At 62.5% G+C, this 24,515-nt stretch carries 23 protein-coding genes; 18 read left to right on the top strand and 5 right to left on the bottom strand.

The window, feature by feature from the left end; genetic code table 11:
- Nucleotides 1-899: DUF2336 domain-containing protein (locus SO180_RS37700; protein WP_449383862.1), on the bottom strand; the 899-nt coding region annotated here is incomplete at its 3' end.
- Between the two features lie 529 nt (nucleotides 900-1,428).
- Between SO180_RS37700 and SO180_RS37695 the strand changes: the two genes are divergently transcribed.
- The gene (locus tag SO180_RS37695) at nucleotides 1,429-2,493 is read left to right on the top strand and encodes a ketopantoate reductase family protein (protein ID WP_449383861.1); all 1,065 of its coding nucleotides are present in this window, start codon (nucleotides 1,429-1,431) and stop codon (nucleotides 2,491-2,493) included.
- Between the two features lie 178 nt (nucleotides 2,494-2,671).
- Nucleotides 2,672-3,454 (top strand): MetQ/NlpA family ABC transporter substrate-binding protein, encoded by a 783-nt coding sequence (locus SO180_RS37690; protein ID WP_449383860.1) that lies wholly within the window; start codon nucleotides 2,672-2,674, stop codon nucleotides 3,452-3,454.
- A gap of 106 nt (nucleotides 3,455-3,560) precedes the next feature.
- Here SO180_RS37690 and SO180_RS37685 read toward each other — a convergent pair whose 3' ends face one another.
- Nucleotides 3,561-3,971, bottom strand: a complete 411-nt coding sequence (locus SO180_RS37685; RefSeq protein ID WP_449383859.1) for a nuclear transport factor 2 family protein — start codon at nucleotides 3,969-3,971, stop codon at nucleotides 3,561-3,563.
- A gap of 130 nt (nucleotides 3,972-4,101) precedes the next feature.
- Here SO180_RS37685 and SO180_RS37680 point away from each other — a divergent pair, with 130 nt between their 5' ends.
- Entirely contained in the window at nucleotides 4,102-4,305 is a 204-nt protein-coding gene (locus tag SO180_RS37680) for a hypothetical protein (RefSeq protein WP_027524742.1), read from the top strand.
- A 17-nt stretch (nucleotides 4,306-4,322) separates the two neighbouring features.
- Here SO180_RS37680 and SO180_RS37675 read toward each other — a convergent pair whose 3' ends face one another.
- Nucleotides 4,323-5,789 (bottom strand): mannitol dehydrogenase family protein, encoded by a 1,467-nt coding sequence (locus SO180_RS37675; protein ID WP_449383858.1) that lies wholly within the window; start codon nucleotides 5,787-5,789, stop codon nucleotides 4,323-4,325.
- A gap of 148 nt (nucleotides 5,790-5,937) precedes the next feature.
- Between SO180_RS37675 and SO180_RS37670 the strand changes: the two genes are divergently transcribed.
- From SO180_RS37670 to SO180_RS37640, 7 genes are all read left to right on the top strand, one after another.
- Nucleotides 5,938-6,750 (top strand): FadR/GntR family transcriptional regulator, encoded by an 813-nt coding sequence (locus tag SO180_RS37670; protein ID WP_449383857.1) that lies wholly within the window; start codon nucleotides 5,938-5,940, stop codon nucleotides 6,748-6,750.
- A gap of 85 nt (nucleotides 6,751-6,835) precedes the next feature.
- Entirely contained in the window at nucleotides 6,836-7,795 is a 960-nt protein-coding gene (locus tag SO180_RS37665) for a sialic acid TRAP transporter substrate-binding protein SiaP (RefSeq protein WP_449383863.1), read from the top strand.
- A 120-nt stretch (nucleotides 7,796-7,915) separates the two neighbouring features.
- Nucleotides 7,916-8,494 (top strand): TRAP transporter small permease, encoded by a 579-nt coding sequence (locus tag SO180_RS37660; protein WP_449383856.1) that lies wholly within the window; start codon nucleotides 7,916-7,918, stop codon nucleotides 8,492-8,494.
- 4 nt (nucleotides 8,495-8,498) lie between these two features.
- A complete protein-coding gene (locus SO180_RS37655; protein WP_449383855.1) occupies nucleotides 8,499-9,905 on the top strand; it encodes a TRAP transporter large permease in 1,407 nt (468 codons plus the stop codon).
- Nucleotides 9,902-10,951 carry an L-idonate 5-dehydrogenase gene (locus tag SO180_RS37650; RefSeq protein ID WP_449383854.1) on the top strand — a complete coding sequence of 350 codons (1,050 nt, stop codon included), beginning with the start codon at nucleotides 9,902-9,904 and terminating at the stop codon, nucleotides 10,949-10,951. The genes SO180_RS37655 and SO180_RS37650 overlap by 4 nt, the downstream gene beginning before the upstream one ends.
- Before the next feature lie 15 nt (nucleotides 10,952-10,966).
- Nucleotides 10,967-12,157, top strand: a complete 1,191-nt coding sequence (uxuA, locus tag SO180_RS37645; RefSeq protein ID WP_449383853.1) for a mannonate dehydratase — start codon at nucleotides 10,967-10,969, stop codon at nucleotides 12,155-12,157.
- A 145-nt stretch (nucleotides 12,158-12,302) separates the two neighbouring features.
- Nucleotides 12,303-13,214 carry a lipase family protein gene (locus tag SO180_RS37640; RefSeq protein WP_449383852.1) on the top strand — a complete coding sequence of 304 codons (912 nt, stop codon included), beginning with the start codon at nucleotides 12,303-12,305 and terminating at the stop codon, nucleotides 13,212-13,214.
- Here SO180_RS37640 and SO180_RS37635 read toward each other — a convergent pair.
- Entirely contained in the window at nucleotides 13,208-14,146 is a 939-nt protein-coding gene (locus SO180_RS37635; RefSeq protein WP_449383851.1) for a LysR family transcriptional regulator, read from the bottom strand. The genes SO180_RS37640 and SO180_RS37635 overlap by 7 nt on opposite strands.
- A gap of 211 nt (nucleotides 14,147-14,357) precedes the next feature.
- On the opposite strand from SO180_RS37635, the gene SO180_RS37630 reads away from it, so the two are divergent.
- The 8 genes from SO180_RS37630 to SO180_RS37595 all read left to right on the top strand — a co-directional run bounded on the left by SO180_RS37630 (nucleotide 14,358) and on the right by SO180_RS37595 (nucleotide 23,018).
- Nucleotides 14,358-15,437: an ABC transporter ATP-binding protein gene (locus tag SO180_RS37630; RefSeq protein WP_449383850.1), complete on the top strand. Its 1,080-nt coding sequence runs from the start codon at nucleotides 14,358-14,360 to the stop codon at nucleotides 15,435-15,437.
- A gap of 35 nt (nucleotides 15,438-15,472) precedes the next feature.
- Nucleotides 15,473-16,186, top strand: coding sequence for an HAD family hydrolase (locus SO180_RS37625; protein WP_449383849.1), 714 nt, complete (start codon nucleotides 15,473-15,475; stop codon nucleotides 16,184-16,186).
- 14 nt (nucleotides 16,187-16,200) lie between these two features.
- Nucleotides 16,201-17,508: an NAD(P)/FAD-dependent oxidoreductase gene (locus SO180_RS37620; RefSeq protein ID WP_449383848.1), complete on the top strand. Its 1,308-nt coding sequence runs from the start codon at nucleotides 16,201-16,203 to the stop codon at nucleotides 17,506-17,508.
- Nucleotides 17,509-17,536: 28 nt separating this feature from the next.
- On the top strand, nucleotides 17,537-18,595 hold the full coding sequence (locus SO180_RS37615) for an ABC transporter substrate-binding protein (protein ID WP_449383847.1): 1,059 nt from the start codon (nucleotides 17,537-17,539) through the stop codon (nucleotides 18,593-18,595).
- A gap of 72 nt (nucleotides 18,596-18,667) precedes the next feature.
- Nucleotides 18,668-19,480: an ABC transporter permease gene (locus SO180_RS37610; protein WP_449383846.1), complete on the top strand. Its 813-nt coding sequence runs from the start codon at nucleotides 18,668-18,670 to the stop codon at nucleotides 19,478-19,480.
- Nucleotides 19,477-20,262 carry an ABC transporter permease gene (locus SO180_RS37605; RefSeq protein WP_449383845.1) on the top strand — a complete coding sequence of 262 codons (786 nt, stop codon included), beginning with the start codon at nucleotides 19,477-19,479 and terminating at the stop codon, nucleotides 20,260-20,262. The genes SO180_RS37610 and SO180_RS37605 overlap by 4 nt, the downstream gene beginning before the upstream one ends.
- Nucleotides 20,263-20,667: 405 nt before the next feature.
- Nucleotides 20,668-21,162, top strand: coding sequence for an RlpA-like double-psi beta-barrel domain-containing protein (locus SO180_RS37600; RefSeq protein WP_449383844.1), 495 nt, complete (start codon nucleotides 20,668-20,670; stop codon nucleotides 21,160-21,162).
- A 449-nt stretch (nucleotides 21,163-21,611) separates the two neighbouring features.
- Nucleotides 21,612-23,018: an FAD-dependent oxidoreductase gene (locus SO180_RS37595; RefSeq protein WP_449383843.1), complete on the top strand. Its 1,407-nt coding sequence runs from the start codon at nucleotides 21,612-21,614 to the stop codon at nucleotides 23,016-23,018.
- Nucleotides 23,019-23,832: 814 nt separating this feature from the next.
- On the opposite strand, the gene SO180_RS37590 is transcribed toward SO180_RS37595, so the two are convergent.
- Nucleotides 23,833-24,174, bottom strand: a complete 342-nt coding sequence (locus SO180_RS37590; protein ID WP_449383842.1) for a carboxymuconolactone decarboxylase family protein — start codon at nucleotides 24,172-24,174, stop codon at nucleotides 23,833-23,835.
- Between the last annotated feature and the right edge of the window lie 341 nt (nucleotides 24,175-24,515).

The raw sequence follows: 24,515 nt of genomic DNA, 5'->3' as shown, positions 1-24,515 counted from the left end.
ATCAGTGCAGGCTCGCGATCCCGTTCGATCAATGCACGCTCGACGATGTCGACGGGCAACGGGCACAGCAAGGATAGCGCGACGGCCGTTTCGTTGAACTTGAGCGAGTGGGCGAACTCGAAGACCTTGTCTTCGGTCAACTCGCCGCGTTCGTGCAGCTTTGCGACCGTCCGTTTGGCGGTGAAATAATCCTTTGAAGCCGGGCCGAACCTGGCGTGCACCGCGCCAGTGATGTCGACGACGACTCGGTGAATCTGTGGTCCGATGTCGGGACGCTCGCGCTCGAGCTTCTCACGCACTTCCGCGGAAGCTTTCGCGATAAGCTGATGGAACAGATGCCGGGGGATGTCCTTTCGCAGCCCGACGGATTCAGCGAGGATCGAATCTCCTTCGGAACGCCGCACCAGGTGCAGGAAGCCGGAATTCGAAAAGCTTGCACCGTTATTTGCCGCGACTGAGTTGACGACCTCATTGCCGCCGCGGACGACGAGGACGTCGGTCACGGCTTCCGGAACGGACTGTCGCTGGGAGATCGCGAGCAGATGCTGCTGGCTCTTGCTCCTGGCACAAGCGATCAAGGTCTCGGTGTCCAGCCGCTGCGATTGCCTGAGGATAGGCCAGGCCACATCGATGCAGTCGTCGGAGGCAAGCTGGTTCGTCAGCTTGTAGGGCGCATTGTTGCTGGCGGCCAATTTTCCCGCTAGCCGCGCGCGCGCCGTCGTTTCGATCTCCTGGGCGAGGCGGCCGATGATTTCGCCGAACGTCCAGATCTGATCCTCGGAATAGGTTCCGGCGATCAAGAGATCGGTCGCGTGCCACATCGCCCGCAGACAGCTCTCGGGATTTCCTTTTGCAACAGTCTCTTCCAGATCGAGCAGGAGCGATGAGGTTTCGACCATGGGGGCAACTCTCGGCTTGACAATGTTCAAAGCAAAAACAACTCGAGGAAACCTCGCCATTTCGCCATCACATGCTTGAACGAGCAGTAAAGCCCCGGGCCGCGCTTCGGACTGGGCTTAACGTCGGTGCAACGGAAACGCTCAAATTTGAGCTTGTTGCGGGAGAGTGGCGCGCGCAGGCAGCGGCGAGATATTGATCCCTGCAAGGATTCTGATTTTTGGAATACGGCAAATCGCCTCAGCTTGAGAGTAAGGCGACCGTTCGAGAGTCCCACGAAGCGTACGGGACCGCGGTGGATGTGGCAGCGTCGGCGCGGATACGCAGTGTTGGGCGGGCGATGGATTGAGCCGTCCCATGAGCGATTGCGAGGCCGTCAATTCATGATGGACACCGCTGTGCATTGCTGGCATACCAAATACCTGGTGTAGCGGGGCGTAAAACCATACAGCGCTTAGAGGCTTGGCATCGTCGCGTCGCCCAGGACGACCGGGATCGCTTGGGCCAGAGATCGTTTGTGAAAGAGAGAGCATGGCGCGCAACATTTTGATTCTTGGGGCCTCCTACGGCTCCTTGCTGGGGACCAAGCTTTTGATGGCGGGCCACAACGTGACCCTGGTGTGCCGGGCAAAGACGGCCGAGCTGATCAATCGCGACGGTACCGAGGTGCGTATCAAGCTGCGCGACGAGGCGGCGCACCGCGCGATCTTCTCGCGCGACCTGCCCGGCAAGCTCGACGCGGTGACGCCGGCCAATGTCGACGTCTCTCGCTATGATCTCGTCGGCCTTGCGATGCAGGAGCCGCAATACACCAATCACACCGTGCGCGTGCTCATGATCAAGATCGCGGAAGCGGGACTTCCCTGCCTGTCGATCATGAACATGCCGCCGCTGCCTTACCTCAAGCGCATCCCGGCGCTGTCAGGCGTGGACCTCGAGGAGGCCTATACCAATGCGCAGGTGTGGGAGCGCTTCAAGCCGGGCCTGGTGACGCTCTGCTCGCCGGATCCGCAAGCCTTCCGTCCGCCGGAAGAAGCGGCGAACGTGCTGCATGTCGGCCTGCCCACCAACTTCAAGGCGTCGGTGTTCGAGGACGAGAAGCACAACAAGCTGCTGCGCGAGCTCGAGGCCGATATCGACGCGGTGACGCTCGAGGGCCACGACGTGCCGGTCAAGCTCAAGGTGTTCGACTCGCTGTTCGTGCCGCTCGCGAAATGGTCGATGCTGCTCACCGGCAATTACCGTTGCATCACGCCGCACGAGCCGCAGTCGATCCGCGATGCGGTGCACACGGATCTGAAGCGCTCGCAATCGATCTACGATCACGTCGATGCGCTCGCGCGGCGTCTCGGTGCCGATCCGAGGGATCAGGTGCCGTTCGAGAAATACGCCAGAGCCGCGGAGAGCCTGCTCAAGCCGTCGTCTGCCGCTCGCGCGGTCGCCGCCGGCGCGCCGTTCATCGAGCGGGTCGATCTCCTGGTGAAGCTGATCTCTCACCAGCTCGGCGTGCCCAATGCCGAGATCGACCGCACGGTCGATACCGTCGACCAGAAGCTGAACGAGAAGATCGTGCAGGGCGGCTCCGGCGCGAGCTGACCGGCATCGATCAAACGGGCGGCGCGATGCGCTGCCAGATGCTTCATTTTCTTTTCGGCTTCATGCGGAGAAGCGCTGCCCTATTGCGTCGGCAAATTTGAAATTTCCATTTCATTGATTTCGCCGGTCAGGCGAGACATGACGGGTCAGTTCGTCTGAATTCCGTGGGAGTCCAAGAATGTCGTTTCGTTCCGTTCTGATTCTTTCGACCGTGCTCGCCGCCTGGTCGGCGGCAGCTTCGGCGGAGACCATCAAGATTGGCGTGACCCCGGGGCCGCATGCGCAGATCCTCGAGGCGGTGAAGCCGATCGCAGCGAAAAACGGGCTCGATATCCAGCTCGTCGAGTTTTCCGACTACGTCGTGCCGAACGCCGCGCTCGATGCCGGCGACATCCAGGCCAACTCGTTTCAGAACCAGCCTTACCTCGACAACCAGAAGGCCGATCGCGGCTACAAGATCGAGGCGGTGGCGCTGACCGTCAATTTCCCGATCGGCGTCTATTCGAAAAAGCACAAGAACTGGGTCGACATTCCCGATGGCGGCAAAGTCTCGATCCCGAACGATCCGACCAACGGCGGACGCGTTCTGCTGCTGTTGCGCGACAAGGGCGTGATCAAGCTGAAGGACGGCGTCGGCTTCAAGCCGACGGTGCTCGACATCACCGAAAACCCCAAGAAGCTGAAATTCATCGAGGTCGACGCGGCGCAGGCACCGCGCGCCCTTGACGACGTCGATGCAGCAGCGATCAACACCAACTACGCGACGCAGGCCGGGCTTGATCCGGTGAAGGACCCGATCCTGCGCGAAGATCCAAAGGGGCCTTACGTCAACCTCATCGCCGTCCGCGCCGCCGACAAGGATAAGCCGTGGGTCAAGATCCTCGTCGACAGCTACCACACGCCCGAGGTCAAGGAATTCGTGCTGACCAAGTTCAAGGGCGCGGTGCTGCCGAGCTGGTGACCGGCGCTAGAGCATGATCCGGAAAAGTGTGCAGCGGTTTTCCGAAAAGATCATGCTCAAACAATAGACTAAAGCGCGATGACGATTCATCCAATCTCATCGCGCTCTAGTGGAAGCTGCGGCTCGGGCCGGATGGATCGTCGTGCGTCTGCTCGACGATCTGCGCGATCGGGCTCGACTGGTGATGGACGAGCAGCCAGGCGTTGCCGATGCGCCGGAAATGATTGGTGGCGGCAAGCGCGGTGCCGTCGACGATTTCGATGCATAACACCCGTCCGCTGTCGCCTTCGACGATCGCATGCGGCTCCGCGCAAGCGATCTGCGGCCGGCTCGGGTTCTGCAGGATGTCGCGCCAGCTCCCCATCACGGTGGCGCGGCCGATGATGCCGGGCCAGCCGGGATGAACGCAGGAGATACTGTCCTCGTCCGCCCACAGCCGTTCCATGGCCGCGACGTCGCCGGCCGCGAAGGCGGCATAAAAGGCTGCGTTGGCGGCGATGATCGCGCTCTTGCTCATCCCTCCCGGGGTGGGCCAAGCGCGACCAAAAATCAAGAGCAATTTCCGTCGATTGGCCGGCGGAACAGCGGCTCATGGCCAGCGTTGTATCCGGCGAACGCAACAGGATCGAGCCTCGGGAGAGGGACTCATGGGACTTGCTCAATACGCGATCGTGCCGGTGCGCGACCAATGGGGTGTGCTGCATGACGGCAACATCAATGGTGAGTACGAGACCAAGGAGTCGGCCTTCGAGTCGGCCGCCGCCGCAGCATCGCTCGCCATCCGTCAGGGGCATGAGGTTCATCTGAGCGTGCCCGGGCGTGAGCCGGGCGAAGCCGCGCTCGGCGTCTGACCGTCAGGATTTTGGTATCAGGAGCAGGAGCTCTCCACTGTCCGCCGTGCACCCCGCGCATAGAGCTTGCCGAGCGCGTTGGTCACGGCCTCCCGCAGGCGCGGGTCGGTACCCATCGGGCCGAAGACCTTGCCGATGCCGAGCAACGCCGGAGCAAGTCGCTCGGCAACGGGGCCTTGCTCGCGAGCAATGCCTGCGAGTTCGCGCGCAAGCGGGTCGCGTACATCGATTGCGCGGTCCTGCTCGTCGGTTCCCGTGACGTAGCGCATCCAGCCGGCGACGGCGAGCGCATGCGTCTCGATCGGCAGGTCCCGGCGCAGCCGGTCCTGGATCGTGCCGAGCAGCCGCTGTGGCAGTTTTTGCGAACCGTCCATGGCGATCTGCCAGGTGCGGTGGTGGAGCGCCGGATTGGCAAAGCGCTTCAGCAACGACGCGCGATAGGCGGAAAGATCGGTGCCTGCCGGCATCGTCAGCGTCACCGCGGCATCTTCCATCACCTCAGCCGCAAGCCTCGCGAAGTGCGGATCACGCATGCTATCGGCAATGGTCTCGTAGCCCGCGAGATAGCCGAGATAGGCGAGCGCCGAATGGCTGGCGTTGAGCAGCCGCAGCTTCATCAGCTCGAACGGCTTGACGTCAGTGACCAGCTCGACGCCAGCGGCAGCAAGATCGGGGCGGCCCGCGGGGAAATGGTCCTCGACGACCCATTGCGTGAACGGCTCGGTCATCACCGGCCATGCATCCTGCATCCCGAGCGCGGTTGAGACAGCCGTGCGATCGGCATCGGTCGTTTCAGGGACGATGCGGTCCACCATCGTGCAGGGGAAGGCGACGTTCTCGCAGATCCACTTGCCGAGGTCCTTCGACCGCAGCGCGGCAAACTGCGTCACGATCCGTTGCACTGTGCGACCATTGGCGGCGAGGTTGTCGCAGCAGAGCACGGTGAAGGGGGCAAGCCCTTGCGTCCTCCGCTGCGCAAGCGCGGCGACGATGAACCCTGCTGCCGAACGCGGCGCGTCGAAATTGTTGAGGTCATGCACGACGTCCGGATGCCGCTCGTCGAGATCGCCAGTCTGCGGCGTGTGGCAATAGCCCTTCTCGGTGACCGTGAGCGAGACGATGCGGATAGCGGGATGGGCCATTTTCGCAATCAGCCGCGCCGGGTCTTTAGGCGCGACCTCGCTGCCGGCGAGGGCGCCGATCACGCGATAGTCGGTGCCTTCGGCCGAACGCACGGCGACCGTGTAGAGATGATCCTGCGGGGAGAGCGCGTCGTGGGTATCGCGACTGCGCAGGCTCGCGCCGATGATGCCCCAGGTGTTCGCGCCGGCGGCGATACAATCGTCGATGACGACGGCCTGATGGGCGCGATGAAAGGCCCCTAAGCCCAGATGCACGATGCCGGGCGTGACTCGGGAACGGTCATAGGCCGGGCGGCGGATGCCGGACGGCAGCCGGTCGAGATTGGCGCGGCCAATGCGCATGGTCGTCTCCCCCCCTTTGCTTTCCGGCTGCTTGACATGCTGGCCTTCCTCGGTCAATGCTCTGGTCAATTGGTAAGACCAATTTTCCAAAATTGGCGGGGCCGACGGGATCGTTACCCCGGACCGGCCCTCTCTCAGGGAGGCCAGCGTGCCGCTGGAAGCTGTGGAGGCGAGACGGCTTTATCGCCAGGTCGCCGATCAATTGCGGGCTCTGATCGACAGTGGCGAGTACGCTGTCGGAAGCCGGCTGCCGACCGAGCGCGAACTCGCCGAGCAGCTCAAAGTGTCGCGGCCGACGGTGCGCGAAGCCTTGATCGCGCTCGAGGTCGAAGGCCGGGTCCGCATCCGCGTTGGCTCCGGCATTTACGTGATCGAGCCCGCTAGTCCCGCAGCGTCCGTTCCCGCAGCCCTGATCGAAGGCCCGTTCGAGCTGCTTCGCGCTCGCGAATTCCTCGAAGGTGCCATCGCCGAGCAGGCCGCGCGCGTGGCGAAGAAAGACGACATCGCGCGCATCGACGCCTCCCTCATCGCGATGGAGAACGTCGAGCAACCCGGCGAAGCCTCGATGGTCCACGATCGCGCCTTCCATATCGCGATCGCCGGCAGTCTCGGCAATGCCGTTCTGGTGCGCGTGGTCGGCGAGCTCTTCGATCAGCGCCTCAATCCTTATTTCTCGCAGCTCGCTCGCTACTTCGAAAGCCCGCGCACCTGGCGCGCCGCGCTGGATGAGCACCGCGTCGTGCGCGATGCCATTGCTGCGCGCGATCCCGAGGCTGCCCGTGACGCGATGCGCGACCATCTGTCACGCTCGCAGGAACGCTTTGCACGAAATTTCGGAGCCGAGGCCGGCGCGGCGCCGGCGCCCACCGGCGCCAGGGCGGCGCGATCGGCCGTGCGTCCGTCAAAGCCAAAACGACCGCCCAAAAAGCAGGCCGCGGGCAGCGGCACGCGGCGGCGATGACGTTGGGTGGCCTGGACCGCCGGACCGGGCAAACAAGAAGCGGACTTAGACAATGGAGGAAAAATCTGTGATCAAGAAGATGACGATGGTGCTGGCGGCTTCAGTCGCGGCAATGCTGGCTGCCACCAATGCCGGCGTGGCGCAGACCAAGCTCAAATGGGCCCATGTCTACGAGACCTCGGAGCCGTTCCATACGGCCTCCGTCTGGGCCGCGCAGGAGATCGGCAAACGCACCAGCGGGCGTTACCAGATCGACGTCTATCCGGCCTCGCAGCTCGGCAAGGAGACCGATCTCAACCAAGGCCTCTCGCTCGGCTCGGTCGACATCATCATCTCCGGGTCAAGCTTTGCCGCAAAAAGCTTTCCGCCGATCGGTGTGACCTACTATCCCTATACCTTCCGCGACGCGGATCATTTGCTCGCCTTCACCAAGAGCGACATCTTCAAGGAGCTCGCCAAGGGCTATGAGGACAAGAGCGGCCATCACATCATTGCGGTGACCTATTACGGCGTGCGCCAGACCTCGTCGAACAAGCCGATCAAGACCTGCGCCGACATGAAGGGCCTCAAGATGCGTGTCCCGGACGTGCCGGCCTATCTCGCGATGCCGCGGGCCTGCGGCGCCAACACCGCGCCGATCGCCTTCGCCGAAGTCTATCTGGCGCTCCAGAACGGCACCGTCGAAGCGCAGGAGAACCCGCTGACCACGATCGAGGCCAAGAAGTTCTACGAGGTGCAGAAGCACATTGTTCTGACCGGCCACATTGTCGATCACCTCAACACCGTGGTGTCGGGCGCGCTCTGGAAGAAGCTGAGCGACGAGGACAAGAAGATCTTCACCGACGTGGCGCAGGAGGCGGCCGCGAAGGCGACCGAGGAGATTAAGCAGAACGAAGCCAAGCTGATCAGCTTCTTCAAGGAGAAGGGCCTGACGCTGACCGAGGTCGACAAGAACGAGTTCCGCGACACCGTGATGAAGAATGTCTCATTCGAGAGCTTCGGCTATCGCAAAGCCGACTGGGAGCGCATCCAGGCGGTGAAGTGAAGAGACGTCGTCGTTCCGGGATGGTGCGTTAGCACCAGACCCGGAACTTCGAGATTCCAGGTTCGATGCTCACGCATCGCTCCGGAATGACGTTCGGTTCTCTTGGGGAGGAGTAAACACATGTCGACCGCCGAATTGCACCGGCAGATCACCGCGGACGAGATCGCCCACACCTTCGAGGAAGAGGCGACGCCGAAGGTCGATCTCGGCCACTACGCCTTCGAGGACTGGCTGGCGCTCGCGATTTTCTGGGTGATGGCGCTCTGCGTCTTCCTCCAGTTCTTCACGCGCTATGTGCTCAACGACAGCTACGCCTGGACCGAGGAGATTGCGACCTATTGCCTGATCGGCGTGGTCTTCATCGGGTCGTCGATGTGCGTGCGGCTGTCGCGGCACATCCAGGTCGATCTTGTCTACCGCTATCTGCCGCATCTCGCGGCGCGCGCGCTGTCGACAGTGATCGATCTGATCCGCATCGCGTTCTTCGGCTACGCCATCCGCCTGGTGTGGATCTACATCCAAGTGATAGGCGACGAGCCGATGACTACGATCAATTTCCCCAAGAACTATGTCTACTACCTCGCGCTGCTCGGCTTCGTGCTGATGTTCGTCAGATCCCTGCAGGTAGCATTGGAAAACTGGCGGCAGGGCTATTCGATCCTCGAACGTCCAGGTGCCTACGACGGAACGGAAGGGTGATGCCATGCTGCTCTTGCTTGGGGGCTTTCTCATCCTGATGCTGCTTGGCCTTCCCGTGGCGCTCGCCATGGCGGTGTCCTCGCTGCTCTATATCCTGGTCAGCGGCATCACGCCCGACGTCACGCTGGCGCAGCGCATGATCGCGGGCGTCGAGAGCTTTCCGCTGCTCGCCGTGCCCTTCTTCATCCTCGCCGGCAATCTCATGAACATCGCCGGCGTGACGGGGCGCATCTATAAATTCGCGGTCGCGCTGGTTGGCTGGATGCGCGGCGGCCTCGGCCACGTCAACATCATCGGCTCGGTGATCTTCTCCGGCATGTCGGGCACCGCGATCGCGGACGCCGCTGGTCTCGGCACCATCGAGATCAAGGCGATGAAGGACCACGGCTATACCACCGAATTCTCCGTCGGTGTCACGGCCGCGTCTGCCACTCTTGGTCCGATCATTCCGCCGTCGCTGCCGTTCGTGATCTACGGCATGATGGCCAACGTCTCGATCGGCGCCCTGTTCCTGGGCGGTGTCATCCCGGGCGTGGTGATGACGCTGTTCATGATGGCGACGGTTGCCTATTTCGCCCACAGGAATCGCTGGGGCAGCGACACGCCATTCTCCTGGCCGCAGCTCGGCTCGGCCGGACTCGAGGTCATCATCGTCTTCAGCTTCCCGCTTGCGATCTGGCTGATGACGCTCGCCGGCGTCTCGACCAACATGGCGGTCGTCATCGGCCTCGGCGCACTGCTCGCGATCGACTGGTACTTCGACTTCTCCGCGGTGATGGCGCTGATGGCGCCGGTGATCCTGATCGGTGGTATGACGCTCGGCTGGTTCACGCCGACGGAAGCAGCCGTCGCGGCCGTGATCTGGTCGTTGTTCCTTGGGCTTGTGCGCTACCGCACCATGACGTTCAAGACGGTGGCGAAGGCGACCTTCGACACCATCGAGACCACGGCGTCGGTGCTGTTCATCGTCACCGCGGCGTCGATCTTTGCCTGGTTGTTGACCGTGTCGCAGGCGGCGCAGACGCTCTCCGACTGGATGCTCAGCGTCACCCATAACAAATGGGTGTTTCTGCTGCTGGCCAACATCCTGATCCTGTTCGTCGGTTGCTTCATCGACACCATCGCGGCAATCACGATTCTGGTGCCGATTCTCCTGCCGATCGTGCTGAAGCTCGGAATCGATCCGATCCATTTCGGCCTGATCATGACGCTGAACCTGATGATCGGCCTCTTGCATCCGCCGCTCGGCATGGTGCTGTTCGTTCTGGCCCGCGTGGCGAAACTCTCGGTGGAACGCACCACCATGGCGATCCTGCCCTGGCTGGTGCCGCTGATCCTGGCACTCATCGCCATCACCTACATTCCGGAGCTGACGCTCTGGCTGCCTAAATATATGGGACTCTCCAAATGACCTCAGTCGCTCTCGCTGCAACCCTGTTCGGCCCCGAAGACCTGCGCATGATCGAGCATCCGCTCGAGAAGCTCGGCGCGGGCATGGTGCGCATCCGCTTCGGTGCCGGGGGCATCTGCGGTTCGGACATGCACTACTTCCGCCACGCCCGTACCGGCGATTTCGTCGTGAAGTCGCCGTTGGTGCTCGGACATGAGATCTCCGGCGAGGTCGTGGAGATCGCCGGAACTGCGCCGAACCTGAAGGTCGGCGATCGCGTCGCTGTCAACCCGTCGCGCTGGTGCGGCCATTGCGTTGCCTGCCGCGAGGGCCGGCCGAACCTCTGCGAAAACATCTTCTTCATGGGTTCGGCCTCGAAGACTCCGCACATGCAGGGCGGCTTTGCCAATTACTTCGATGCGATCCCGGCACAGTGCGTGAAGATCCCGGATCACGTCTCATATCAGGCCGCGGCGCTCGCCGAGCCGCTCGCGGTCTGCCTCCACGCCGTCGCGCGCGCCGGTGACGTCAAGGGCAAACGCGGTATCATCTTCGGTGCCGGCCCGATCGGGCTCCTGACCATGCTCGCCGCGCGCCGCGCCGGCATGGCCGACATCACGGTCGCCGACATCGCGCCTGCGCCGCTTGTCTTCGCGACCCGGCTCGGCGCCTCCCACGTCGAGAACGTCTCAGGCGGCGAGGAGGGCCTGAAGACGCAAGCCGCGGCGCGTCCCTATGACGTCGCCTTCGAGGTCTCCGGCACGGCCGCGGGCCTTGCCAGCGCGATTGGCATCGTTCGTCGTGGCGGCACCGTGGTGCAGATCGGCAACCTGCCGGGTGGCCAGATTCCGACGCCGGCAAATGCCGTGATGGCCAAGGAGATCGACCTGCGCGGCTCGTTCCGCTTCGGCTTCGAATTCGCGACCGCGGTGGAACTGATTTCCGATGGCAGCGTCGATGTGCTGTCGCTGGTCACGGCCGAGCGTCCCTTGTCGACCGCGCCCGATGCGCTCAGGCTGGCGCTCGACCGCTCGCAGAGCGTCAAGGTCGTGCTGACCGCAAACTGAGCCGGGAGAAATGTCATGATGCTGCAGGGATGGCGCTGGTACGGGCCCGATGATCCCGTGTCGCTCGATGATGTCAGGCAGGCTGGTGCGACGGATATCGTCTCGGCGCTGCATCAGGTGGCGATCGGCGAGGCCTGGACGCGCAAAGGCGTCGAGGAACGCAAGAATTTCATCGAGAAGGGGCAGCCTGGCCGCTCGCAACTGACCTGGTCGGTCGTGGAGTCAATCCCGATCCCCGACGACGTCAAGCGGCTCGGGGCTAAGGCAACCCGCTCCATCGAGGCGTGGATCGCGAGCCTGGAGGCGGTCGCTGCCGCCGGCATCAAGATCATCTGCTACAATTTCATGCCGGTGGTCGACTGGTGCCGCACCGATCTCGAATGGGAGCTGCCGAACGGCGCGCGTGCCATGCGCTTCGACGGGGATCGCTTTGCCGCGTTCGAGTTGCACATCCTCAAGCGTCCCGCCGCGTTCCAGGAGTATTCGCCTGAGCAGCAAGCCCGTGCGAAGAAACTCTTCGAGCAGATGAGCCAGGCTGACATCGACTATCTCGTCATGGTGATCGCGAGCGCGCTTCCGGGTTCGACCACCGAGCCGATGACCCTTCCGCAATTCCGCGACCGGCTCGAGCAGTACCGCGACATCACACCAGAGATCCTGCGCCAGCATCTCGCCGAATTCCTCGCACACGTCGCGCCAGTGGCGGAGCAGCTCGGCGTATCCCTGACACTACACCCGGACGATCCGCCGCGCCCCCTGTTTGGCCTGCCCCGCGTCGCCTCCACGGCCGACGACTATCAGGCGCTGTTTGACGCCGTGCCGTCGAAAGCCAACGGCATCTGCCTGTGCACGGGCTCGCTCGGCGTGCGCGCCGACAACAACCTGCCGGCAATGGCCGAGCGCTTCGGCCCGCGCATCGCGTTCGCGCATTTGCGTGCGACCAAGCGTGAGGACGACGGTCTGTCCTTCTACGAATCCGATCATCTCGATGGCGACGTCGACATGGTCGCCGTGCTCAAGCGGCTCCTGAAGGAGAACGCGCGGCGCGCGCCCGACAAGCAGATCGTATTCCGCCCCGACCACGGTCATCGCATGCTTGATGATCTCGCTGCGACCAAGCGCACCAATCCCGGCTACACCGCGATCGGCCGCCTCCGCGGCCTCGCCGAGCTGCGCGGCGCGATCAGGGCGATTGAGCATCAATAGGGACGTTCGGCTGTCGCATTTCTTTCGTAGCGAGAGTTGTTGCTTTTGCTCGCAGAGATTGTCTCCGGTTCCTTTTTGTGTCAGAGTGGCTGCATTGCATTTCGATCGACGCATTGCAGCCACAGGCCATTTATAGGAGCCGAACATGAGCTTCTTGGTCGAGCGTCCGCCTGAGCAATATGATCGGGCCGCCTTCTCCGGTTTCAACACGTCCGATACCTTCAATCTCGGCACCGCGCGCGCGATGATGTGGATGTCGCAGCTTGCCTACGAGACCCACGTACCTGCGACGATCGCGTCCGTTTCCAAGCTCTTGCAGCTCTCTGAAGTCAGGGTGTTGAGCAAGCCCGCGGTATCGACGCTACCGATGACGGATACGAGAGGAGTCATCGTCAAAAGAGACGATGCGACCATCGTGGCCTTCGCGGGTACGGATCCCCTCCATCTTTTGAACTGGGTCAGCGACTTCACGCTGGGCCGGCCGCAGGCGGCTGTGCACCAGGGTTTTCGCGATGCGGCGGCGGCCGTCTGGAACGACGCGAAGGGGGCGCTTGCGGCCGCACGCGACAGTGGTTCGCCGGTCTTCATCACCGGACACAGTCTGGGCGCCGCGATCGCGGTGGTCACTGCGGATTTCGCCCGCCGGGAGCTTCAACTTGGCAACGCTCAGATCTATCTATTCGGCTGTCCGCGCGTCGGCCGGGCCGACTTCGTCGCACCCTACAACATCACGTTCGGAGCGACGAGCTACCGTCTGGTCCACGGTGCTGATATCGTTCCCACAGTGCCCCCGCCGCTGCTCGGATTTCACCACGTCGGCGGCTATCTGGGCTGCGCCTCGGGTAGCAAGTTCAGCGCCGATACGGCAAAGCCCGCTTTCGGCTCGGACGAGCCGGAGGCAGACGCCGGGGTGGGTGAACGGCTCCGCAATCTCTTCTTGGGTTTCTCGGAGAATGCGCGGAGGGATACGCTCGGCGATCTCTCCGTCGTCCTGCCGCCTGGGATCGGCGATCATCTTCCCGACCGCTACTGCGCCGCGTTGACACCCGCTCAATAGCAGGCGGCCATCAGATCGAGCTTGGGATACAACTGGTCGATTGCCGCGATCTCGCTGCGCATCTGCGCGATGATCCAGTCGCGGATCTCGGCGGCAAGAGGCCGCATCGGCCGGTTGCGCGGCGGCAGGAATTCGCAAATGCGGCGCGTGGTCGTGAGCGCATCGGACGCCGGCACCAGTGCGCCGGTGAGCAGCCAATGCGAGGCGACGGTCAGCCAACCGAGCGCGATGCCCTGGCCGAGCAGAGCGGCCTGTACCACGACGGCATAGTCGGTGAAGCTCAGCGCCTTGGCCGGGCCGCGGCGCTTGGTGAGAAACTTTGGATAGTCCGCCGCCCAGTCGCCCGGCGTCTCGGCGAGCCGGATCACGGTGTTGCCCTCCGCGGCCTCCGCCTCGCTCATGTAACCGGGGCTGCACACTGGCAACATGACTTCCTTCATCACCAGCGTGCCGCCGGAGTGAGGCTCCTCGCGGTCGCGAAAGCGCATGCCGAGATCGACATTCTCGACCGGTCCCCGCAGCGCGCCTGAGATCAGCTGGAAGCGAAGGTCAACTTGAGGAAAATGCCGCTGCAGTTTGTCGATACGCGGCATCAGCCAATGCGTGGTGAAGGCGGAAGAGACGGAGAGCGTGACCGTCTCGGTACCCTTGCGCCGCCGCTCGATCTCGATCAACCCGGTCTCGATGCTGCGAAAGCCTTCGAGCACGCGGCGGTACAGCAGTTCGCCTTCCTCGGTAAGCACCGCGCGCCCCGCCTTGCGGTCGAACAGGCGGACGCCGAGGTGCTCCTCGAACTGGCCGAGCATCCGGCTCACCGCCGGCTGCGTGACGTTCAACTCCGCCGCTGCCGCGGTGAAGCTGCCGTTGCGCGCAGCTGCGTCGAAGACGAACAGGGCATTGGAGGAGGGCAGCATCCGGCGGAGCTCGGGCATAACTTGATGTTATGCGACCGGTAAGAATTTGGCAATTGCCGAGTTTTGCCAAGTCTGGTGTCATTGGCATGACAGGCTAAAGACAAGGCTTGTAAGAGAAGATTGCGTGCTCATGATGCTGCAATCGCAAGCTGATCTCCGGTCTGTATATAAAGCAAGCTTATGGCGTGCAGTGAGGCGCGCCGCCCAGGGGCGTGACGAGGGTCGATCGTTGGACAAACGAGCGGAAAGCGTCGAAATCAGGTCCGCAAGCAAGGCTTACGGCGCGGTTCGCGCCCTTGATGACGTGTCGCTCAATGTCGGCGCCGGCGAGTTCGTCTCGCTGCTCGGCCCGTCCGGCTCCGGCAAGACCACGCTGCTTGGAATCCTCGGTGGCTTCATCCTGCCATCGAGCGGCTCGATCCATTTCGGCGGCCGCGACGTCACCTACATGCCGCCGCACAAGCGCGACATCGGTGTGGTGTTCCAGAACTACGCGCTGTTCCCGCACATGAGTGTCGGCGAGAACGTCGCCTTCCCCTTGCGCGCCCGCCGCCTGCCGAAATCGACCTGGCCCGACAGGGTGCGAGCCGCGCTCGCCATGGTGGGGCTGTCCGGTTACGAGCATCGCGGCACCGCGCAGCTCTCCGGCGGCCAGCGCCAGCGCGTGGCGCTGGCGCGCGCGATGATTTTCGAGCCGCGCCTGATCCTGATGGACGAGCCGCTCTCAGCGCTCGACAAGCAGCTCCGCGAATCCATGCAGATCGAGCTGCGTGCGCTGCACAAGCGCATCGGCGCCACCATCATCTACGTCACGCATGACCAGCGCGAGGCGCTGACCATGAGCGACCGTGTCGCCGTGATGAAGGACGGCAAGCTGATCCAGATCGACGAGCCCGCGCACCTGCACGATCACCCCGCGGACTCCTTCGTCGCGAGCTTCATCGGCGAAGCCACTCTCTTGCCCGTCCGTCGCGTTGATTCATGCAGCGTCGCGCTCGGCAATTTCGTGCTGCGCAGCGCCCGGACTATCCCACCGGGCGATGCGCTGATGCTCGCAGTGCACAGCGAAAAGCTCTTGATTGACGACGGCGCAGGCGATGGGACCCGCAACCGGTTGACCGGCAGCGTCACCGACATCGTCTACCAGGGCGAGAGCCTGCGCATCTTTCTCGGCCTCGCCGACGGCGCTGCGCTCAGCCTGCGCCAGCCGGCCCATCACGAAGCCTATCGCCGCATTCCGCCAGTCGGCGGCAATCTCACCGTCACCCTTCATCCCGAGGACACCATCGTCGTGCCGAGGGTGGACTAGCTCCAGCCTTGCTCCAACCAAAGAGAAGAAGCCCAATGTCGTCCCAAGCCCCGTTCAGCAATTTCAAGGTCCTCACCTTCGACGTCGTCGGCACCTTGATCGATTTCGAGACCGGCGTGCTGTCGGCGGTGCGCAGAATCTCGGGCAAGACGCCGGCCGAACTCAGCGACGACAAGATCTTCGCCTCCTACAAGCGCGGCCGCGATGCGAATCCCGAACGTTCCAGCGAGGTGATGTTTCACGTCTATCGCTATCTCGCCAAGGAGCTGGGTCTTCCGGCCGACGACGCATCCTGCGATGTGTTCCAGCTCGCGGTGCTGCGTTGGGCACCGTTCGCGGATTCGGTTGAAGCGTTGAAGCGTCTGCGCACAAAATTCCGCCTGGTTGCGATGACCAACGCAGATCGCGTCGCGCTGTCCTGCTACGCGCATGCGCTCGGCAATCCCTTCGACGACACCGTCTGTGCCGACGACACCGGCGTTGCAAAGCCTAATCCGGAATTCTTCGCCTACAACAAGGGCCGGCAGTCGGCGTTCGGCTACAAGCAGTCGGACATCCTGCACGTCGCGCAGAGCCAGTATCACGACATCGGGATCGCGCGGAAGCTCGGCTACAAGGTGTGCTGGATCGAGCGGCGCCAGGGTCTCGCCGGTTTCGGCGGAACGCCGGAAGTGCCGACCCTGACCAAGCCCGACTTCCATTTTCCCACGATGAAGGCCTTCGCCGACGCCGCCGTCGGCGCTGCGTGAGCATGAGTGGACGCATGACAGGGAACTGGATCGCGCAGCCATCCGCCAACTCGCTATGGGCGAGCACGGCGGAGCCTGCTCACGAGTTTCCGGTCCTGTCGGGCGAGCATCAGGCGGATGTGGTGATCATCGGCGCGGGCTACACCGGCCTGTCCGCGGCGCACCACATCGCCAAGAGCGGTCTGTCGCCGATCGTGCTGGAGGCGAACCGCCCCGGCTGGGGCGCGAGTGGCCGCAATGGCGGCGTGATCACCGCAAAATTCCGCCTGTCGTTTCGCGAGGTCGACGCCGCGCATGGCCGCGCGATGGCCAAGCGCATGTACGAGATCGCGCATGAATCGACCGATATTGTCGAGGAACTGGTCTCCGAATTCGGCATCACCAGTGCGGCGTTGACGCGCACCGGCCAGGTCAAGGCCGCACACAACGAGACGACACTCCGGGCGGCGATCGACGAGGCCGACTGGATGAAGCGCGAGATGGGCGATGCTGAGGTCCGTATCCTCGACAAGCGCGAGGTGCGTGATGAAACCGGCTCCGATGTCTTCGTGGGAGGCGTGCTCAATCCCGGCTCCGGCGGGATCCATCCGCTCAACTATGTGCGTGGCCTCGCCGAGGGCATCGCGCGTCGCGGCGTTTCCATCTTCCAGGATACGCCGGTGCTAAAGCTTAGGCGCGAGCAGGGCGGTCTCGTCGCCGAGACGCCGCAAGGCACGGTGCGCGCAAAGCAGGCGATCATCGCCACCAACAGTTATTCCGACCTGACGGATGCGACGCGGCACCTGCAGCACACACTGATCCCGTTCCGCAGCGCGATCATCGCGACCGACCGGTTGCCGCGCAATCTCGCGGGACGGCTGATGCCGACGGGCCGCACCTACACCGAGACCAAGCGCATGATGCGCTGGTTCCGCATGGTCGACAATCGCGTGATTTTTGGTGGCCGCGGCGCCTTCGGCAAGCAGGATTCGGAAGCCGCATTTGAGGCGCTGCGCAAGGCGATGGTCGGAATATTCCCTGATCTCGTGGACGTGCCGCTCGCGTTCAAATGGTCGGGCCTCGTCGGAATGACGCTGGACTCGGTGCCGCATATCGGCCGCCTCGACGAGCGCACGCTATTCGCGATGGGCTACAATGGCGCGGGTGTGGCGATGTCGAGCCTGATGGGCCGCTATCTCGCGGCCTTCGTCCGCCGCGAAAAGCCTGATGTCGGGCTGCTCGATGCGAGACGTCTCAAATTCATTCCGTTCTATTCGCTCCGCGAGCCCGCCGTGCGCATGGTCGCCGGCTGGTATCAGTTGCTGGATGCGATCGGGCAGTGAGTTTCTTTTGACGACAGAGGAGGCGAGGATGACGAAATTGGGCTTCAGTTTTGGACACGCGGTCCTGGGCGCATCGCTCGGTGCGTTTGGACTGGCTAGCACGGCGGCCGGTGCCGGTGAGCAGATCACCTTCGTCTCGCAAGGCGGCGCCTATCAGCAGGCGCAGACGGTGGCGATCCTCGATCCCTCCGCCAAGAAGCTCGGCATCACCATCAACCAGGATTCCATTCCCGACGCCTGGCCCGCGATCAAGACGCAGGTCGGCAGCGGTAAGCCGATCTGGGACGTGGTGGACACGCCGACCGGCTATTGCCTGCGCGGCGGCGAGCAGGGGCTGATCGAGAAGCTCGACTTCTCCAAGATCCCGAATGCTGCCGCGATGCCTGAGGCCTATCGCAATGCCTATTCGGTGTCCTACGAGTTCTATTCCAGCGTCCTCGCCTTCAGCCAGAAGACGTTCCCGAAGGATGCGCCCAATAGCTGGGCCGATTTCTGGGACGTCAAGAAATTCCCCGGGCGCCGCGCGCTCCGCAACCACCCCATCGCAACGCTGGAAGCCGCGCTGATGGCCGACGGCGTCGCTCCCGACAAGCTCTATCCACTCGACGTCGAGCGCGCCTTCAAGAAGCTGGAAGAGATCAAGCCGAACATCACGGTGTGGTGGACCTCCGGCGCGCAGTCGGCGCAGCTTCTCAATGACGGTGAGGTCGACATGGAGATGGCCTGGAATGGCCGCGTCAGCGCGGTCGCCAAGGAAGGCGCCAAGGTCGCCTTCACCTACAACCAGGGCATTTTGCAGAGCACCTCGCTCTGCATTCTCAAGGGAGCGCCGAATCTCGAGACGGCCGTGAAGTTCCTCAACGAGGCCGTCGATCCCGTGCATCAGGCCAATTTGCCGCTGAACATCGACTACGGCCCGGGCAACCCGAAGGCGTTCGACACCGGCGTGATCAAGCCGGAGCGCGCTGCGCAATTGCCGAGCGAGCCCGCGAACGCAGCGAAGCAGGCACTGATGTCTTACGCCTGGTGGTCGTCGCCGGCGGGCGAGGCGGCCGAGAAGCGCTGGGCCGCGTTCATGCAGAAGTGAACCAGCGAGGCAGCGTTGACGACATCAAAACCAGATCCTTCGCTCAGACATCAACGCCGTGAAGACGGCCTGATGCTGGCCCTGGTGTCGCCGGCGCTGCTCGTCATCCTTCTGCTGATCGTGCTGCCGGTCGGATGGCTCGCCTGGCAGTCGATCTATCACGACGGATTCACGCTCGAGCATTATCGCCGCATCTTCACCGAGGATATCTACTGGCGCAGCTTCGCACTGACCTTCGAGATCAGCCTGCTGGTGACGGTGCTCGCGCTCGTGCTGGGTTATCCCGTGGCCTATGCCGCGAACGCGGTGCCGAAGGCATGGAGCGTCGTCATCCTGGCGCTCGTCGTACTGCCGTTCTGGACCAGCGTGCTGGTGCGCGCCTATGCCTGGCTCGCGCTGCTCCAGCGCACCGGTGTGATCAATCAGCTCCTGCGCTACCTCGACGTGATCGGTGAGCCACTTGCGCTCGTCCACAACACTTTCGGCACGGTGGTTGCGACGGTGCACATCCTCTTGCCTTTCATGGTGCTGCCGCTCTACGCCACCATGCAGAAGATTCCGAGCGATCTGATGCAGGCCGGCGCCAGCCTGGGTGCAAGCCCGGCGCTCACCTTCTTCCGCGTCTTCCTGCCGCTGTCGCTGCCGGGCGTGCTCGCCGGCTCGACCATGGTGTTCGTGCTCTGCCTCGGTTTCTACATCACGCCGGAACTGCTCGGCGGCGGACGCACGGTGATGGTGTCGATGCTGGTGAGCCGCAATGTCGAGCTCTACAACCAGTTCGGCGCGGCCAGCGCGGTCGCCGTGGTCCTTCTGCTCAGCGTGCTCCTGATCTTCTTCGTTGTCAGCCGTTTCGTCTCGCTCGATCGCGTGTTGGGGCAGAAATGAGAACAGTCTCGCCCGCCCGGATCGCCTTGATCGCGGCCTGCGCGCTGGTGCTGATCTATCTTATCCTGCCGGTCCTGATCATCGTGCCGATCTCGTTCTCCAGCGCGCGCTTCCTGACGTTCCCGCCGCCTTCGCTGTCGTTGCGCTGGTACCAGCAATATTTCTCGAACCCCGCCTGGATGCAGGCGACGCAGGTGACGCTGATCGTCGCGGCCTTCACGGTCGTGATTGCCACCCCGCTCGGCGTCGCCGCGGCCTACGCGATCAGCCAGTCGAAGCTGCGCATCATGCGCATGATCCACATGGGGCTGCTCTTGCCACTCGTGGTGCCGATCATCATCACCGCGGTCGGCATCTTCTTCATCTATGCAAGGGTCGGGCTGGTCGCGACGCTGCCGGGTCTCGTGCTCGCCAACGTGATGCTGGGCCTGCCTTACGTCGTCATCTCCGTGCTCGCGGGTCTGCAAAGCTTCGATCCCGCGCAGGAGATGGTCGCGCGCAGCCTCGGTATGAACCGTCTGCGCAGCTTCTTCGTGGTGACGCTGCCGCAGATCAAGTCCAGCGTGGTGGCAGGCGCGATCTTCGCCTTCATCTCGGCGATGGACGAGACCATCATCGCGCTTTTCATCTCGGGTGGTCAGTACCAGCCGCTGACCAAGCGCATGTTCACCGCACTCCGCGACGAGATCGATCCGACCATTGCCGCGATCTCGACGCTGATGACGGCAGCGTCGTTCATGCTGGTGTTGCTGGCGAGTGCGCGGCAACGGAAGAGCGGGTGAGACGGTTCATCGAGACGCTTCCCACCAAAACATCGAAAACAACCCCATGCAAAGTAGAACGACCGTCGCCGGCGGGAGATGACCTTGCGCGGCGTAAGACATTCCTACGTCGTGCAAATCAGCAAAACAGGCGCATCGCCGCGCGGACTCGATTGCTTCGCTGAAGGGCTCGACGCGGCATTGCACGCCAGGTTCCATTCAGTCATGCTGCTGACGCATTCTCTGTCTTAGTCGGTGAGAACTTAAAACAATGTGCGAGGAACCACCCTGGTTCCCGCAACGGTTCCGCCGCCAGAGTTGGCACGAATCCGCAAAATATCGGCGCAAGTTCGTGAACGCTCCGCGTTCGCTTGACCATGTTTTGCGGCATCGGGGAACCGGACGATCGAGAAAATCAAAGGAGTTATGATGGTGTTCCGCTCGAGCGCCGCAATTTGCGGCGCCGTGGTTGCGCTTGCCGTTTCCGTCACCGTTGCCCGAAGTGAATCGGGTGGAGTTCACTCAAGCGCTGTAGTCAATGCCGCCTGTGGAAATGCGATCGTTGGCGCAGCATCCATGTATAATCCATTCAAGCCCGGCAAGGAGGAGGGCGGTCCGAACACAGCCTCCGGCGAGCGTTATGATCCCTCCGTTTGGGCGGCTGCCATCAAGACGAGCCTGCGTCAGAAATTTGGTGGGGTCCAATTTGGCGTGAGGCCGAAGTATGCCCTCGTCGAGGCCGTGGGCAAGAAAGTCATCGTCAAGATAAATGACGTGGGACCACTAAGGCCAGGCCGCATCATTGACCTCAATGAGCGGACGATGCGCCATTTCGATCCAAGCCTGCAGCTCGGGGTAATTTCCAGCGTAAGAGTTAGCCCGCTTGCCGGCGACTATTGGATCCCCGGACCGGTTGGCTGAACATCCCACCCGCAAGAGATACAACACGGCCTTCAGTGGGAACGCCCTGATGGCCGTCTCGCCGCTGATCTCTGGGGCGATGCCAGTTGTGGCGGCAAGGCGCGGCTGGCGCAGTTTGCGTTACCATCAGTTCTGAAACGCAAAGAAGAGTCTGACCAACGTTTCCTTTTTGGCTCTGGGCCGAACAACTAACGTACGGGAGATCGGACATAATGCGATGATTGCGCTGATCGCCGGTTTTGCCCCATAGGCGACCAATGAGACGTCGCCTGTGACACCAGGCTCCGAAGGCAAGCGGACGAGGGCTTTGAACCTCCGGTTCGCCGCATAGACCTATGTCTTGAGTCAGTCCTGCCTGCGTGAGTGGGTGTCGTTGTCGTTTCGCCGTGTGGCAAGACGATGAGGATTCCGCCCGTTTCCGCGGTTGACCGAGCTCTAGGGAGAGGGCGATGAGCAAAATCCTGGTTTGCGGTGGAGGTGTGATTGGATTATGCGCAGCGATGATGCTTGGCCGCGACGGCCACGACGTCACAGTCCTAGAGGCTGACTCTGCAGGTCAACCTATTGCATCTGCCGAGGGATGGGATTCCTGGGAACGCCCCGGAGTTGCCCAATTCAGGCAACCTCATAATCTCAGTTCGCGATTTCGGATGATCAGCGATCAGGAATTGCCGGGCTTGACGGATGATCTGCTTCGAGCCGGCTGCGTTTGGGTGGACTATCTCGACAGCCGATCCCTTCCGCCGTCCATAACGGACCGGACGCCGCGTCCGGGCGACGAGACCATACCCTTCGTCACTGGTCGGAGGCCCATCGTAGAATGGGCCGTGGCTGCAATGGCGCAAGCCGCGCCTAACGTGAGTATTCGTCGGGGGACCAAGATTTGCGAATTGATTACGGGCGCTTCGGCGGTTCCCGGTGTGCCGCACGTTGCTGGGGTACGTACTACATCCGGAGAAGAAATTCGCGCTGATCTGGTAGTCGACGCCATGGGACGGCGAAGCCTGGCTTGCGATTGGATCGTCAGCGCGGGAGCCCGCAGCCCGATTGAGGAAGCCGAAGACAGCAACTTCGCTTATTTTACACGATATTTCTCCGGGCAGCAGCGGCCCCGCAGGATGGGCCGCGCGCTCACGCCGATGGGCTTGTTCTCGATCCTTACCTTGGACGGGGACAATGATACTTGGTCAATTACTTTGTATACCTCGGCGAAGAACAAGGCGATGCGAGCCTTGCGTGATACGACGACATTCCATCGCGTCGTCTCCGCGTGCCCGCGGCACGCCCATTGGCTCGATGGCGAGCCAATAACGCCCGTTCTTCTGATGGCGGGAGTTATCGACCGGTACCGACGGTTTGTCGTCGATGGTCAGCCCGTGATCACCGGATTCGCCGCTGTAGGTGATGCATGGGCGTGTACCAACCCATCTGCCGGAAGGGGCTTGAGCGTTGGCCTTTTGCACGCACAGGTACTCCGCAATATTGCCCGCCGATACATCGACGATCCCGAAGCGTTCTCCCGGGCATACGACGCTGAGACCGAGAGCCAAGTCGGCCCGTTTTATCGAAACCAGATCGCCGCGGACCGCGCGCGGATCGCTGAAATGAGCGCACTGGAAGAGGGCATGCCGGTCCCCGCACCCAACCAAGTCATGGCCAAGCTCCTTTTTGCATCATCCCAAGACGCGGACGTCCTCCGTGGCATCATTGAAATTGCGATGTGCCTTGCGTTGCCTCAGGAAGTCGTCGCTAGACCGCATATAGCGGCAAAACTCGCCGAATTGGACGGTCATCAATTGCCGCAAGACCCCAACCTCATCGATCGACGTCAGATGGCAACGCTACTGGGCGGTTAATCTGAACGAAATCAGACGATCATTCGCGCGCGGCCCCTTCTTGTCGAGCGCAAGTGATCCGTCTCGAGGCGATGCGTGGTGCGGCAATTGCCGAATTATCCACGCTTGCGTTTGTGGCGCAGGATGATCGCGAGCAGGTCAGGCGAAGGGCTAAAGCGTGATGAGATCGGGATGAATCGTCATCGCGCTCTGGGTTGTTGTTTGAGCACGATCTCCGCGCAAACGCGTTCCGCGTTTGTCGCGAAAAAAACCGTTCCACATTTTTCCGGATCATGCCCTAGGAAGTTCCTACCCAATGTCCGCTTTGCCGCCAACGGCTGCCGTTTCAGCGATGCCGCCAATCCCGTACAAAGAGACTGCATCCCTCGAGGCGCAACTCTTGTCTCAACAGCGCTCGAAAATCTTGGCCCCCGGGTACGCTCGCCGAGCATACGTAACAACCAACTCTCGATCCTGAGTCTCCAGGAATGGCGTCCGGATCTGGCACGACCCGACGATCAGGTGCCATAGCCCATTGAGCTTCTGAATGATGACGTTCATGGGTGCATCTCCAAGAAACTGCATCGCAGCAAACATCTTGTCTTGGCGACAGTCTCATGACTTGCTCGCTGAAACAGTGACCCTGCTCACGGATTTCGGAACACAGGCCATGGTTTTCAGGGCGCTCTGAGCCCGGTGCCACCTTCTCGGAGAGCCGGTGCGGCTTGCAGCAACTCTGCTCGGCATTCCAATGTTGCCGACAATGTCAGAACCAGCCGGGGGCAAGCGGCCGTGCATCGCGGACGGGCGAAGCACGACCGACACTGCCGACGCTTCAAGCGGTAATATCGAACGCGTCAAGTGTGCGGGTCGAGTACACCAAGGCTGCGCCGGCGTTGACGCTGATGCCAACGCCCAAGGCTTCGGCAATCTCCTCCTTCGTGGCGCCGAGCTTCTTCGCTGCTGCGGTGTGAACGGTGATACAGCCGTCGCAGCGCAGCGTGATCGCGACCGCAAGCGCGATCAACTCGCGCGACTTGGCATCAAGGTGTCCGGTCTTTGCGCCGGCCCCGCCAAGCGCCATGTAGCCCTTGACGGTGTCTGGTGAGAGCTTGCCGATCTCTCCGACGCGGGCGAGGATTTGGCTTCGGTAGTCGTTCCAATCGAGCATCGCCATTTTGTCTCTCCATGGTGTGGGCCGAGATTTGGAGGCCCTGAAAGATGCATCATCAGACGTCAGTCCCAAGTTGCCGTTGCGGCGCGATTTTGAATAACTCCGTTGTATGGTGTGTTTGCGGCGCGTCGGAGCTCAGGAGCAGCGATCCGATGAGTCGTCGAGCGCGCCTCTCGCTGGCGCAATGCCTGTCGTAGAAGAGGGGCCACGCTCATTTTGAAGGCGGGCCGAACGAACGAGATCCGGGCAAGCTGAGATGTCCGTTCATGGCCGATTCCGTTGAAAAAGGCCGCGGTTGCGACTCAGAGATACCAGTGATTCAGTCTGTCTAGTTGGCAGGACTG

This window comes from Bradyrhizobium sp. UFLA05-112, from assembly GCF_053572325.1.
The sequence above is the reverse complement of the archived record's forward strand: the minus strand, read 5'-3'. Positions and strand labels throughout refer to the sequence as shown.

Coding starts and splice junctions, on each gene's coding strand:
- SO180_RS37695 (WP_449383861.1), top strand. CDS start 1,429: ATGGCGCGCAACATTTTGATTCTTGGGGCCTCCTACGGCTCCTTGCTG.
- SO180_RS37690 (WP_449383860.1), top strand. CDS start 2,672: ATGTCGTTTCGTTCCGTTCTGATTCTTTCGACCGTGCTCGCCGCCTGG.
- SO180_RS37685 (WP_449383859.1), bottom strand. CDS start 3,971: ATGAGCAAGAGCGCGATCATCGCCGCCAACGCAGCCTTTTATGCCGCC.
- SO180_RS37680 (WP_027524742.1), top strand. CDS start 4,102: ATGGGACTTGCTCAATACGCGATCGTGCCGGTGCGCGACCAATGGGGT.
- SO180_RS37675 (WP_449383858.1), bottom strand. CDS start 5,789: ATGCGCATTGGCCGCGCCAATCTCGACCGGCTGCCGTCCGGCATCCGC.
- SO180_RS37665 (WP_449383863.1), top strand. CDS start 6,836: ATGGTGCTGGCGGCTTCAGTCGCGGCAATGCTGGCTGCCACCAATGCC.
- SO180_RS37660 (WP_449383856.1), top strand. CDS start 7,916: ATGTCGACCGCCGAATTGCACCGGCAGATCACCGCGGACGAGATCGCC.
- SO180_RS37655 (WP_449383855.1), top strand. CDS start 8,499: ATGCTGCTCTTGCTTGGGGGCTTTCTCATCCTGATGCTGCTTGGCCTT.
- SO180_RS37650 (WP_449383854.1), top strand. CDS start 9,902: ATGACCTCAGTCGCTCTCGCTGCAACCCTGTTCGGCCCCGAAGACCTG.
- uxuA (WP_449383853.1), top strand. CDS start 10,967: ATGATGCTGCAGGGATGGCGCTGGTACGGGCCCGATGATCCCGTGTCG.
- SO180_RS37640 (WP_449383852.1), top strand. CDS start 12,303: ATGAGCTTCTTGGTCGAGCGTCCGCCTGAGCAATATGATCGGGCCGCC.
- SO180_RS37635 (WP_449383851.1), bottom strand. CDS start 14,146: ATGCCCGAGCTCCGCCGGATGCTGCCCTCCTCCAATGCCCTGTTCGTC.
- SO180_RS37625 (WP_449383849.1), top strand. CDS start 15,473: ATGTCGTCCCAAGCCCCGTTCAGCAATTTCAAGGTCCTCACCTTCGAC.
- SO180_RS37620 (WP_449383848.1), top strand. CDS start 16,201: ATGACAGGGAACTGGATCGCGCAGCCATCCGCCAACTCGCTATGGGCG.
- SO180_RS37615 (WP_449383847.1), top strand. CDS start 17,537: ATGACGAAATTGGGCTTCAGTTTTGGACACGCGGTCCTGGGCGCATCG.
- SO180_RS37610 (WP_449383846.1), top strand. CDS start 18,668: ATGCTGGCCCTGGTGTCGCCGGCGCTGCTCGTCATCCTTCTGCTGATC.
- SO180_RS37605 (WP_449383845.1), top strand. CDS start 19,477: ATGAGAACAGTCTCGCCCGCCCGGATCGCCTTGATCGCGGCCTGCGCG.
- SO180_RS37600 (WP_449383844.1), top strand. CDS start 20,668: ATGATGGTGTTCCGCTCGAGCGCCGCAATTTGCGGCGCCGTGGTTGCG.
- SO180_RS37595 (WP_449383843.1), top strand. CDS start 21,612: ATGAGCAAAATCCTGGTTTGCGGTGGAGGTGTGATTGGATTATGCGCA.
- SO180_RS37590 (WP_449383842.1), bottom strand. CDS start 24,174: ATGGCGATGCTCGATTGGAACGACTACCGAAGCCAAATCCTCGCCCGC.